Annotated in this window: 10 protein-coding genes; 4 read left to right on the forward strand and 6 right to left on the reverse strand. The window is 58.4% G+C overall.

Features of this window, described 5'->3' with window-relative positions; all coding sequences use genetic code 11:
* Positions 1 to 43: 43 nt before the first annotated feature.
* Together hfq and hflX are read left to right on the forward strand one after the other, a co-directional pair.
* On the forward strand, positions 44 to 283 hold the full coding sequence (gene hfq / locus ACR0DK_RS10560; protein WP_005982826.1) for an RNA chaperone Hfq: 240 nt from the start codon (positions 44 to 46) through the stop codon (positions 281 to 283).
* Complete coding sequence (hflX, locus tag ACR0DK_RS10565) at positions 283 to 1,554, forward strand: GTPase HflX (protein WP_223117975.1); 1,272 nt, start codon at positions 283 to 285, stop codon at positions 1,552 to 1,554. The genes hfq and hflX overlap by 1 nt, the downstream gene beginning before the upstream one ends.
* Here the strand turns inward: hflX and ACR0DK_RS10570 are convergent.
* The 4 genes from ACR0DK_RS10570 to hemB all read right to left on the reverse strand — a co-directional run bounded on the left by ACR0DK_RS10570 (position 1,551) and on the right by hemB (position 6,392).
* Positions 1,551 to 1,946 (reverse strand): nuclear transport factor 2 family protein, encoded by a 396-nt coding sequence (locus ACR0DK_RS10570; RefSeq protein ID WP_170509614.1) that lies wholly within the window; start codon positions 1,944 to 1,946, stop codon positions 1,551 to 1,553. The two genes, hflX and ACR0DK_RS10570, sit on opposite strands and share 4 nt — an antisense overlap.
* 103 nt (positions 1,947 to 2,049) lie before the next feature.
* Entirely contained in the window at positions 2,050 to 4,512 is a 2,463-nt protein-coding gene (locus ACR0DK_RS10575) for a penicillin acylase family protein (RefSeq protein ID WP_170567136.1), read from the reverse strand.
* Positions 4,513 to 4,677: 165 nt separating this feature from the next.
* On the reverse strand, positions 4,678 to 5,250 hold the full coding sequence (locus ACR0DK_RS10580; RefSeq protein WP_170396874.1) for a lipid-binding SYLF domain-containing protein: 573 nt from the start codon (positions 5,248 to 5,250) through the stop codon (positions 4,678 to 4,680).
* A 143-nt stretch (positions 5,251 to 5,393) separates the two neighbouring features.
* Entirely contained in the window at positions 5,394 to 6,392 is a 999-nt protein-coding gene (hemB, locus tag ACR0DK_RS10585) for a porphobilinogen synthase (RefSeq protein WP_223117976.1), read from the reverse strand.
* Between the two features lie 120 nt (positions 6,393 to 6,512).
* Between hemB and ACR0DK_RS10590 the strand changes: the two genes are divergently transcribed.
* Both ACR0DK_RS10590 and mfd read left to right on the forward strand, forming a co-directional pair.
* Positions 6,513 to 7,037 (forward strand): component of SufBCD complex, encoded by a 525-nt coding sequence (locus ACR0DK_RS10590; protein WP_170396878.1) that lies wholly within the window; start codon positions 6,513 to 6,515, stop codon positions 7,035 to 7,037.
* Between the two features lie 21 nt (positions 7,038 to 7,058).
* Positions 7,059 to 10,514, forward strand: a complete 3,456-nt coding sequence (gene mfd / locus ACR0DK_RS10595; RefSeq protein ID WP_480736076.1) for a transcription-repair coupling factor — start codon at positions 7,059 to 7,061, stop codon at positions 10,512 to 10,514.
* On the opposite strand, the gene ACR0DK_RS10600 is transcribed toward mfd, so the two are convergent.
* Positions 10,511 to 11,188 carry an SH3 domain-containing protein gene (locus ACR0DK_RS10600; protein ID WP_170636176.1) on the reverse strand — a complete coding sequence of 226 codons (678 nt, stop codon included), beginning with the start codon at positions 11,186 to 11,188 and terminating at the stop codon, positions 10,511 to 10,513. The genes mfd and ACR0DK_RS10600 overlap by 4 nt on opposite strands.
* Positions 11,185 to 12,849 (reverse strand): hypothetical protein, encoded by a 1,665-nt coding sequence (locus tag ACR0DK_RS10605; protein ID WP_480736078.1) that lies wholly within the window; start codon positions 12,847 to 12,849, stop codon positions 11,185 to 11,187. The genes ACR0DK_RS10600 and ACR0DK_RS10605 overlap by 4 nt, the downstream gene beginning before the upstream one ends.

The following is a 12,849-nucleotide window of genomic DNA, read 5'->3' on the forward strand; positions in this document are numbered from 1 at the left end:
TGGTCCGCAGCGCGTAGCAAGAACAATGGCGAGATAACAAAATATGGCTTCGGACAGACAGAATCTGCAGGACGCGTTCCTGAACAATGTACGGAAAGCAAAGGTCCCGGTCACAATATTCCTGATCAACGGTGTGAAATTGCAGGGTGTAATCACCTGGTTCGACAACTTCTGCGTGCTGCTGCGCCGCGACGGACAGTCGCAGTTGGTGTACAAGCATGCGATTTCGACCATCATGCCGTCACAGCCGATCAACCTGTATGAGGGCGAAGACGCCTCTTGATGGAACATGAGAGGGCGCACACCCGGGCTTGGGTGCTGCATCCCGAAATCAAATCAGATGAACAGCGCCGTGTCCCCGAACCAGCGCTGGAAGAGGCGGTGGCACTCGCTGCCGCTTTGCCCGATCTGGATGTGGTCGGTTCCGAAATAGTGCGCCTACCGCGCGCGCAGGCTGGTTTTCTGTTCGGCAGCGGCAAGATCGAGGAACTGGCCGAACGCCTCCACGACAATGAGATCGAGCTGGTTCTGATCGACGGGCCAGTGACTCCGGTTCAGCAGCGCAATCTGGAAAAAGCGTGGAAGGTCAAAATCCTCGACCGGACCGGTTTGATTCTGGAAATATTCAGCGACCGTGCGCGTACCCGCGAAGGTGTGCTGCAAGTTGAGATGGCCGCGCTTAGCTATCAGCGTACGCGACTGGTTCGGGCCTGGACCCACCTGGAACGTCAGCGCGGTGGCCTTGGGTTTGTGGGTGGTCCCGGTGAAACTCAGATCGAGGCCGACCGGCGTGCCATTGATGAACAACTGGTCCGCCTGCGCCGCCAATTGCAAAAAGTGGTGAAGACCCGCACCTTACACCGCGCAGCGCGCGCGAAGGTTCCATACCCGATTGTTGCACTTGTTGGCTATACAAACGCCGGGAAATCCACGCTGTTCAACAGCCTAACCGGGGCCGAGGTGATGGCAAAAGACATGCTGTTCGCCACGTTGGACCCAACCATGCGACGGGTTGAGCTGCCGGATGGCCCCGAGGTGATCCTGTCCGATACCGTGGGTTTCATCTCGAACCTGCCCACGGAACTGGTTGCGGCCTTCCGCGCCACGCTGGAAGAGGTTCTGGGGGCTGATCTGGTCGTGCATGTCCGCGATATCAGCCACGAAGAAACCGAAGCACAGGCACGGGATGTTGAGGCGATCCTGAACTCTTTGGGTGTCGAGGACAGTCGCCCCCGGTTGGAGGTTTGGAACAAGATCGACTTGCTGAGCCCGGAAGACCGCGAAGCCGCGCTTGCCCGGGCCGAGCGTGATCCGGCGATCTTTGCCATATCGGCCGTAACGGGCCAAGGTGTTGATCCACTGCTGTCTGAAATCGCCACGATCCTGCAGGGCGCGCGGCATGAGACTATCCTGAAACTGGGCTTTGCCGATGGTGACAAACGCGCGTGGCTCTATCGTCAGGATGTGGTCAGGTCTGAAGATCAGACCGAAGCGGGGTTCGAGATCACGGTGCTCTGGACTGACAAGCAGGCGTCCCGCTTCGCGGCGTTCTAGGTACCGTCTATCTGGCGCTGGTAATCCTCTGCATCGAACCACCCAAGCGATGATAGCACCTTGTTGTCCTTTGAAAGCTCCCACTCTTCCCAGCCGCGTGTAACGACACGGTTGCCGGTCTCGGCGTGATGGCCTTCGAGGGTCCAGACAAAAATGGCATGCCCTCCGGCCCAACGCATCATATCGCAACGCACCTCAAGATCGGGGAATTCTGCATAGAACCCGCGGGCCATTTCAGCGATTTCGGCATGGCCGCGCAGGGGCTCACCGCGATTAATGCTGATCTGACCTTCGGGGGCGAAAAAACCGGCGACCAAGTCGGGATCGCCCGAGCTCCAGGCGATGGCATAATCGCGTGCGAGATTGTTTAAGGTGTCTCGAAAGCTGCCCATGCATTTTCCCCCTTCGTGCAATGCGACGGCCAGACGAGTTTAGGCGATAACGAAGGGGTGCGCCACGCGAGGTTCAAAAAGGGGCGGGGATTTGCCGATCAGATCAGCGCGGGTTCAGGACGGTCACACCAACTGCCGCTGCTCGGGCAAGCCCGATATCCAGCGACATGGGGATGTATTCCCCGCGCCGCCATAGTTGGGCCTGATCGTCATAATAGCGAGATAGGAAATGGCCTGACTGGCCAGTTGCGGTGATGAAAACCGAACTATCGGGGTCCGCAAAATCGTAGACGCCACGATAACCTGCGCCATGCACATTCTGGAACGGGTCCGGTCCTTCGCCTGACGTGCGCCCGCGCAGCAGTGTGTTATCGCCACCGCTGGTGGATTGGCGGATGTTGACGAAAAACCGCAGCACCGGAACCTGGCCCAGCGCAGGGTGGTCCTGGGTGGCCTGATGCGCATCGCCCCAGCGTAAAGATTCGAGTGCGGGGCCATAGCGCTCGGAAATCCAAATGATCGCGTCATCCAGGGCCAGTCGTGCCATGTCGGTGCAATTTTCAACGGGAGCGCTCTGAACCACGTCGCACCAGACCGAGGCACCGTCGATATCGCGATACACCCGTTCGATAAACAGCGGCTCGACATGCTTGTACTCGGCAGCCAGCGGACCAAGTTCGTCCGAGATCAGGCGGATTTGCAGCGCGCGCAACCATGCGGCGTAGATCAGGGGTTCCGGCAGATGCTCGTTCATCTCACCGTTCCAGTTGGCCAGCAGATCCAGCGCGATTTGACGCTGCCGTTCGGGCGTGCCTTCGGGTGCCGACTCACCGGTAAACCAGAGGTCGGCGCCGATCAGAGGAAGCAGTGATCGCGCTGTAAAGCTAACCGTGTCCAACTGCGCTTCGATAAAACTGTCACGCGTATGTACCTCGCGCGATTGCATCAGGCGTTCCCAGCGATTGACCCGCTGGGTGTCGCCCCACTCGTACGACACATGGCGGGGGAAGGGCCGGTCGATAATCTTGTTGTTGGTGTTACCCAGAACTCCGCCGACCGGGGCCACGAATTCAGGATTGTCTGAGTAGGGCAGGCGGCCCTGCCAACGGTTCCGTTCCAGCCAGCCGGGGGTGGGAATGCGGCCTCGGCTTTGATTGTTCAGATCGCGCCGGGGCATTGCGCCGACCAGTTTCATGCCGATCGTGTCTTTATCGACAAGCGACAAGTTTTGCGAAGGGGCAATATAGTCCTCGGCCGCGTCAATGGCGTCTCGAACTGAATCGGCATTCATCAGCGCCAAAGAGGCGCTCATGGATGTATCGCGGGGGCTAAGCGCGCTCCACGACAGAGACGCGACATGGCCCGGTGGTGTGATGGTTTCCAGATCATAATGCGTGCCCGGCAGAACCGGGCCATTCTCGGTCCAGCGCAGGGTCAGGGTAATTGGGGCGGCGTCTTTGATCTCGATAATCGAAGGGCGGGTCTGAAAGCGTTTGTAGCCGTCTGGAGTAAGGTATTCTTCGGGATTGTCGGGGTTCAGTTGTTCGATGTGAACGTCCTGATCGTCCAGATAGGAGGAGGTAAGGCCCCAACCCAAGCGCTCACTCCGTCCGGCTGAGATTGCCGGTACGCCTGGAATGGTTGCACCGATAACGCCGCCTTTGGCCAGTTCCAGCCGCGCCAGATACCAGATACCCGGGGCGGTGAGGCCCAGATGCGGATCGTTTGCCAGCAACGTGCCACCGCTGGCCGAGCGGGACGGCGCGGCGGTCCACGCGTTTGACGCACCTGCCAGCCCGCGCTGCGGGAAAGGCGACAACGGCGTGTCGGGCATCGGGGTGCCTTGGGCATAGCGCGGAAGGTCTGGAAACAGATCAGCATACTCGGGCAGCGCGGCAATACCGGGACCGGGGACGTCGGGCAGAATGTCGGCCAGCCGTGCGGGATTATCCAGCATCAGCGATGTGCGTGCGCGCAACACTTCATCAGCAAGATGGCCGGAAAGCTGAAGGCTCATCAGCTTGATAATCGCTACGCTGTCGCCCGGCTGCCATGGGGGAACGGGGGCGTTGAACAGGAACATCTCGGGGGCGCCACGTCCAAGCGCCTGTTCGTTGATCTCGGTAAGCCGAGCATTGATCCCTGCGGAATAAGCGCGAAGCGCGGCCTTGGTATAGTCGTCCTGAAACTCGACTGAGCGATGGGCGAGTCCGTAAAGATCGAAACGACGCAGTAATTTGTCGATGGCTACCGTGCGCTGGCCGAACACTTCGGACAAGCGGCCCTGTGCGGTCCGACGCAGAATGGTCATCTGCCACAGCCTGTCTTGTGCATGGGCATAGCCCAGACCAAAGAACACGTCCGGGTCGGACTGGCCCAGTATATGCGGCACATTTGCAGTGTCGCGAACGATCTCGACAGGGGCAGTTATTCCTTCAACTTCAAGCGTTTGATTGTATTCAGGCAGGGATTGGCTGGCCAGAAAGTAGACCAACCCCACAGCAGCGATTGCCAGCAGGATCAGGCCTGTCGTAAGTCTCACCAGCCAGCGAAAAACCAGACCCATCTGTCCCCCGAGAATTCTATGCGGTCATTTGCGCCAAGGTTACTGGAACCTCCGCCCGACCGAAAGAGGAATGCCACTGGAATTTGTGGAAATCCGCGAAAACTCGGAGCCCCGCCACAAGATGTAGCGGGGCTCGTCAGAGGGGGGAGGGTGGTATCTTGGGTCTTAGGGGATGATGCGCGTATATTTGGTGCCTTCGACCGTCGCGCCGAACTTCAGACCCGCTTGTCCAAAGACTGCGGCCAGCACGGGTTTGCGCAACTGAGTGGTGTCGGTCGACAAGGATTCTCCGGTCGCGTCGACGACGTATCCGATATCTGCACCGGCCGTCCAACCGCTGGAGCGGCGGAAATCGTTCAAGGCCTCTTCGGTCATAAAGAACAGAACATGCGCATATTGCTGTGCGCCGATCTGCAGGCCCGCAGTACCGGAGATGGCGGAATAATAGTCGACCGTCGCGCCCTGAATACGCAGTGCACCCTGACCATAGGCGCCACCAAAGATAAATCCGGCATCTGTAATCAGTGGCATGACCAACATTCCGTTGGCCTTGTTGGCAATCTCAACGGTGTTGGGATACTTGCTGTACATCTCGTTCAGCGTCGCGTCGACGCGCGCGTCGAGTGTGACTGCGTTGGAGTTGCCAACGCCGTTGCCGCAGGCGGCGGTCAGCGTCAGTCCGGCCATGCCAAAAGCAAAACCGCGACGGCTAAGTCGGGGGGAGTTTGAACTGCTCATGTTTCTCTGTCTCTGTGTATGTGCCTGAAATGTCGGGTGTTCCCGATCTTGTCTGCAAGAATACGCCGATTGCACCGGCCTGTCACGGGAAAGCTGTGCTGCGCACGCAGCAAATCGGCGAAAAATTGCGACAATCTGAGGTGTTAGCCCTGCAGGATGCGCGCGGCTTCGGGTGCAAAATAGGTCAGGATGCCGTCACACCCTGCGCGCTTGAAGGCCAGTAGGCTTTCCAGCATCACCCTTTCGCCGTCGATCCAACCGTTTTGTGCAGCGGCTTGGATCATCGCATATTCGCCAGACACCTGATAGGCATAGGTCGGCGCACCGAAGCTGTCTTTGACCCGTCGGCAGATGTCCAAGTATGGCATCCCCGGTTTGATCATGACCATATCTGCACCCTCGGTCAGATCGCGCTCGATCAGACGCAGGGCCTCGTCCGAGTTGGCAGGATCCATCTGATAGGTCTTCTTGTCACCGGTCAGCGCGCCTGATGCCCCAACGGCGTCGCGGAAAGGGCCGTAGAAAGCGCTGGCATATTTGGCGGCATAACTCAGGATCATGACATTGTGGTGACCCGCCGACTCAAGTGCGCTGCGCATGGCGCCGATACGGCCATCCATCATGTCGGACGGGCCGATGATGTCAGCTCCGGCTTCGGCCTGCGCCAGCGTCATTTTCACCAGCGCCTCAACAGTCTGGTCATTCACAATCTCGCCATCGACCACATAGCCGTCATGGCCGTTGATGTTGTAGGGGTCCAGGGCCACATCCGTCATCACCGCGATTTCGGGCGCAGCAGTCTTAATTGCACGAATGGCACGGTTGGACAGGTTGTCGGGGTTCCAGGCCTCGGCACAATCTTCGGTTTTCAGGCTCGGATCGGTGTACGGGAAAATACATATTGCAGGAATACCAAGGGCTTGCGCTTCAACCGCGGCTTTGGCGATCAGGTCGACCGAGCGTCGCACGACCCCGGGCATCGACGGGACGGGTTCTTCGATATTTTCACCGTCGCGCACAAAAACAGGCCAGATAAAGTCATTCACGGTCAAGGTGTTCTCGCGCACCAGACCCCGGATCGCCTCGGATTGGCGGGCCCGGCGGAAACGGGTCCGGGGATATGGGGCGATAGTCGGTTTCATGGCGCACTCTCCTTGAACAATTGCGCATTGGGTGGCATGAATTCCCGGTGGTCTCAAGGGTAACAATGGACGCATCGCTGCGATGACGGTCCCTGCGGACGTTGAACAAAGGGCAGACGCTTGGACATATACTCTTCGATTTTCGAACTCATCGACATGCGGAGTTTTTCGAATCTGTGGTACTGGATCGGTCTGGCCGTTCTTTGGTCATCTGCCAGCCACTGGACGATGGGGGTGCCCTATGATCTGGTGATGCGCGCCCGTCGTGTAGGTGGTCAATCAGAACAAGACCTTCTCGATGTCGCGCGGATCAACTCGAACAGAGTGTTGTACATCGTCGAAACCTCGGGTCTGGTATTGATGGCAATTTGTTGTTTTGTTTTGACAGGCCTTGCAACGTTGGGATTCTTCTACGACGTGGAATTTGCACAGGCCGTATTCCTCCTTCTGCTCCCGATGTGTTTTGTCATGATGATCAGTATTGCGGCAGCGCGTCGATTGCAGACTCAAGAAGCGACCGTAGAAAATGTTTCCAAAACGCTGACGCGCAGTCGGACCTTTACTCAGATCATCGGTATGTTCTCGATCTTGATCACTGCGTTCTGGGGAATGTATCAGAACATTTCGATTGGTGTCCTGGGTTAGTAGTCCCTGAAAGGCAAGGTAATGACGGCTCCGAACCACGTAACAGTCGGCGGCGGCCCCGAGGGGTTTGATGCACAGCTTGTGCTGAATGAGATCGCGCGCTCGGGCGGTCCAGTCTGTCATATCGCTCGCGATGACAAACGGATGGAGGCGATGCGGGCAGCGTTGGCATTCTTTGCGCCGGACATGCCCGTATTTGTATTCCCCGGATGGGACTGCTTGCCCTATGATCGGGTGTCGCCCAACGCCGACATTTCTGCTGCCCGCGTGGCAACACTGGCTGCTTTGGTGCATCAGATGCCGCAGCGGTTCGTGCTGCTGACCACGCTCAATGCCGCGACCCAACGGGTACCCGCGCGTGCAGTGTTGCGAGAGGCCGCATTCACCGCTCGCGTAGATCAGCGCATCGACGAAGATGCCCTACGCAACTTTCTGGTGCGCATGGGCTTTACCCAAAGCCCCACGGTGATGGAGCCCGGAGACTACGCTATCCGAGGCGGTATCATCGACATCTTCCCACCCGGTGAGAGCGGTCCCGTGCGGCTGGACTTGTTCGGGGATGTTCTGGATGGTGCACGCCGGTTTGATCCTGTCTCGCAGCGAACGACTGAAAAACTTGATGTGGTCGAGCTTGCCCCGGTGTCCGAGGTCATACTGGACGAAGCCGCCATCACCCGATTCCGTCAGAACTATCGCATCGAATTCGGCGCGGCGGGTACGGATGATCCCTTATACGAAGCTGTCAGCGCAGGTCGCAAGCACCAGGGGATCGAGCATTGGTTGCCGTTTTTCCATGAAAAACTGGAAACCCTGTTCGACTATCTTCCGGGGGCCTCAATCTCGCTTGACGATCAAGTCACGCCTTCTCGGCTGGCGCGCTGGGATACGATTGCGGATCAGTATGAGACGCGAAAGCTGGCTTTGGAAAACCGCTCGCGCATGGATACGGTTTATAAACCGACGCCTCCCGGTCTGCTCTATATGGACGATGCTGCATGGGAAGATGCATTGGGCGATCGTCGCGTTTTGCAGTTCAGCCCGCTGCCGCAGGCGAGTGGTCCGGGCGTGATCGATGCAGGCGGACGGATCGGGCGCAACTTTGCACCCGAACGTCAGCAGGAAAGCATCAGCCTGTTTGGCGCTCTGGCGGCGCATATCACCGAAAAGATGAACAAGGGGCCGGTCCTCATTGCCTCTTACTCCGAAGGCGCTCGTGAACGACTGACCGGCTTGATCGAAGATGAAGGCCTGGCCGAGGCGATCCCGGTGACCGACGGAACCCGGGTTGGAAAGCGCGGCCTGCATCTTGCGGTTTGGGCATTGGAACACGGGTTTGAAGCGCCCAATCTGACCGTGATCTCGGAACAGGACGTTCTGGGCGACCGTCTGATCCGCCAACCCAAGAAACGCCGCAAGGCCGAGAACTTCCTGACTGAAACGCAGTCGCTATCGCCCGGTGATCTGGTGGTGCATGTTGACCACGGGATCGGGCGGTATCAGGGGATGGAGGTCGTTACGGCTGCGGGGGCCGCGCATGAATGCCTGCTGCTGGAATATGCTGAACAGTCCAAACTCTACCTGCCGGTCGAAAACATCGAACTGCTTTCGAAATATGGCCATGACGAAGGGCTGCTTGATCGCTTGGGTGGTGGCGCTTGGCAGGCAAAGAAGGCCAAGCTGAAAGAGCGCATCCGCGAAATGGCGGACAAGCTGATCCGCATCGCCGCCGAACGAGCCCTGCGGAAAGCTCCTGTCATGGACCCACCGCCGCATGCATGGGAAGAGTTCAGCGCGCGTTTCCCATATCAGGAGACCGACGATCAGTTGCGCGCGATTTCCGAGGTGATGGAAGACATGCATTCCGGCGCGCCGATGGATCGTCTGATCTGCGGGGATGTAGGCTTTGGCAAGACCGAGGTCGCCATGCGCGCAGCCTTTGTCGCCGCGATGTCGGGCGTACAGGTTGCCATTGTGGCACCGACCACGTTGCTCGCACGGCAACACGCGGCGTCCTTCAAGGAACGCTTCCGGGGGTTCCCGCTGGAGGTCCGGCAATTATCGCGCTTTGTCTCGGCCAAAGAGGCGCAGCAAACCCGAGACGGGCTGGCGCGGGGCACGGTGGATATCGTGATCGGCACCCATGCGTTGCTGGCGAAAGGGATACGGTTCAATAATCTAGGCCTGCTGATCATCGACGAGGAGCAGCATTTCGGCGTGGGCCACAAGGAACGGCTGAAACAGCTGCGCTCGGACGTGCACGTCCTGACCCTGACAGCGACACCGATCCCACGAACTCTGCAATTGTCCCTGACAGGCGTGCGTGATCTGTCGATCATTGGCACGCCCCCCATCGATCGGCTTGCGATCCGCACCTATGTTAGCGAATTCGATGCGGTAACGATCCGTGAGGCGCTGCTGCGCGAGCATTATCGTGGCGGGCAGAGCTTCTACGTGGTACCGCGCATCTCTGACCTGCCTGAGATCGAGGAATTCCTGAAAGAGCAGCTGCCTGAATTATCCTACGTGGTCGCACACGGGCAGATGGCTGCGGGTGAGCTTGATGACCGGATGAACGCGTTCTACGACGGTAAATACGACGTTCTGCTGGCCACGACGATCGTAGAAAGCGGGTTGGATATCCCGACTGCCAACACGATGGTCGTGCATCGGGCGGATATGTTTGGCCTAGCGCAGCTCTATCAGATCCGGGGGCGGGTGGGGCGCTCAAAAACCCGCGCCTATGCCTATCTGACCACCAAACCGCGCCAGCGCCTGACGGCGACGGCTGAGAAACGGCTGCGGGTTCTGGGCTCGCTGGATACGCTCGGGGCCGGGTTCACACTGGCATCGCAAGACCTCGACATTCGTGGTGCGGGCAACCTGCTGGGTGAGGAACAGTCCGGCCAGATGCGTGATGTGGGCTACGAACTCTACCAATCGATGCTGGAAGAGGCGATTGCCAAGATCAAAGCCGGCGAGATGGAGGGGCTATCGGATGCCGATGACCAATGGGCGCCGCAGATCAATCTGGGTGTCCCGGTTCTGATCCCCGAGGATTATGTGCCCGATCTGGACGTGCGTCTGGGCCTCTACCGCCGCCTGTCGTCACTGTCGACGAAAGTGGAACTGGAAGGATTCGCTGCCGAGTTGATCGACCGCTTCGGCAGCCTGCCGAAAGAGGTGAATACCCTGATGCTGGTCGTGCGCATCAAGGCGATGTGCAAACGCGCCGGGATCGCCAAGCTGGACGGCGGGCCAAAGGGCGCAACGATACAGTTCCACAATGATAAGTTCGCCTCTCCCGAGGGGTTGGTCGAGTTCATTCAGAACCAACGCGGGCTGGCCAAGGTCAAGGACAACAAGATCGTTGTGCGGCGCGACTGGAAGAAGGACAGCGACAAGATCAAAGGTGCGTTTGCCATCGCCCGTGATCTGGCCGAAAAGGTCGTGGCTGTGAAGAAAAAGGCGAAAGCCTAGTCCCCTGTCACAAAAGTGCAGAGCTGCCAGTCACCCGCTTCGGATCTTACAAGCGCAGCGCGGTAACCGACCATTGATGCCAGAAAATCGCTGAGTAAGTAGCCCGATGTCCCATCGGTCAGTCTGATTTTCTGGTATTCCTCATCAGGTTGATAGTCAGGGACGATCACGATTTCATGACTGATCAGCGCAAGGATGGGCGCGCCACGAGACGGTGCCTGACGCAGTGTGATGCTTTCGCCCGAAACATAGAAGGCGGTGAAAGGGTCTACTGTAGCGGGAAGAATGATCCGCCAATAGTGCGGCATCCAGAATTCACCCTGATCGTCAAAATATCCCGGTTGGGAAACCGTTTGCTGCAATTGCGACCAGTAAAAATCACGTAGCTCCGCAGCCTCGTCCTTAAACTCTTCACCAAGCGTTTCCGGAGGCACAGTCAAGTTGGTGCGAAACTCTTCCGGTCCACCTGCTGTGCCGTGACTGAGATAGATGTCGGGACAAGCGGCGGCGACAACTGCATCGGTATCGCGTGCCTCGATTTTCGCCAGCAAGTCAGCTCGGAATGCGACCAGTGATGGATTTTGACCTGCCTCGTCGATAGGTGGAAAGGTCTGGCGCTGTGCCAGCGCTGGACTGGCAAGCAGCAGGCCTGCCACCAAAAGGAATAGCTTCATTCCGCAGCCCTCATGGCAGCTTGGGCACAGAAGCATGACGCGCCGACGGTGCGGTCCGCGCGCGCCAAGGCAAGATCAAGGCGTTGCTTGATTTGGCGGATTTCTACTGTCTCGCCGCGTGCTTTCAGGCAATCATGCAAACCCTTCAAACTCCAGACATTGTCAGGGTGGATCGAGGCGCGGCTGAGCGTGCCACCCAAGCCTAGATCTTCACGATAGACTGCCTCGGCCTCGTTCACATGCCCTTGTTCGAACAACAACGCACCAAGCGCATGGCGTGTTGGTTGCATCCAACCCCATGGCTCGTCATAGGGCAGCGTGTCATCCAATTCGACCGAGCGGCGTAGATGTGCATAGGCAATCTCGTAGTTGCCTTTGCGATACTCGATTTCTCCGCGCAGCATTTCTGCTGCGATCTCCAGAAGATCGATGACCCGATTGTTGTGCAGGCGGCGGGTCTCGGGCACGCAGGTTTTTGCGGCAAGGAACAACTGCTCTTCGGCTTCGGCCTGCGCCACCTCATCAGTGGCTGCATGGGCGATGGCGCGAGCATAATGTGTTGTTGCCGTCAGAGTGCGATAGAGATCAGGGTCGTCTGGCAACTTCAGTGCCTTGGCCTCTTCCCAGCGGCCAAAGCGGATCAGGATATGCGGGCCCATGGACATGTAGCTTTCAAAATAATCCGCCATGGGCGGGCTTTCGATCCGAAGCATATCTTCGGGGGTGGTATCCCACAGGCCCTGATTGGCACGCAGGGCTGGTTCCATCTGACCGAGAAACAGAGCGCCATAGATGGTGAAGTGATAGTTGTGCTGACGATAGCCGGTATAAATGTTGAACGCGCCTTCACGCTCATAATATTTCAGATCGGCCTCGGTGGCCTTTTCGTTCCAGTAGGCAACATTGTGGTAATGGCCGCACAGCACATCGATATGGGTTGGCATATGCACCAGATGCCCGGCATCGGGCACAAGTGTGCGCAGGATGTCTCCGGCCTGCAGCGCCTTTTCTGGCGTCGGCGACATCTCCATCAGGTGCACATATAGGTGAAGTAGACCGGGATGAGACATCGACGCCGGGTCATTGACCATAACGCTCTCCAAAGCGTCTTGCGCTTCAAGGGTCGCGGCACCCTCGGCCGGTTGGCCCGTTTTCAGGTCCCACATCTGCCACGGGGTGAGGTTCATCAGCGCCTCAACATGGATCGTGCGCAGGTCCAGATCATCAGGCTGTTCGGCAAATGCGGCGCGCATGGCGTCCGCATAGTCATAGTCCCATTGGTGCATGTTTTCGGTGGGGTCGCGCTGAGGGTATCGGGCGGGTAGGGCGCGGATCAACGCTTGCTCAACCGCTGTGCACCCGTCGAGCAGCGACAGTGCCTTCAGTGTTGCATCATAGGCGATGGCCAGTGATTTGGCCCGGCCCTGATCGTCCCGCAATTCCCAAGGCAGGTTATAGTTTGGGCCTGCCGCATAGGCGATGCCCCAATGGGCCATGGCGCAATCCGGGTCAATCTCGGCAGCTTTCTGAAAGCACGTGACCGCTTCGTCGTGGTTGTAGCCATACGTCCAGACCAATCCGCGATCGAACCAAAGCTGCGCTTCGGGTGATGCTGTGGTGACGGCACAGGAATACGTGCCCAGATCATAATAGTCGCTCAT

The sequence above is a fragment of the Ruegeria sp. CE6 genome, assembly GCF_056537485.1.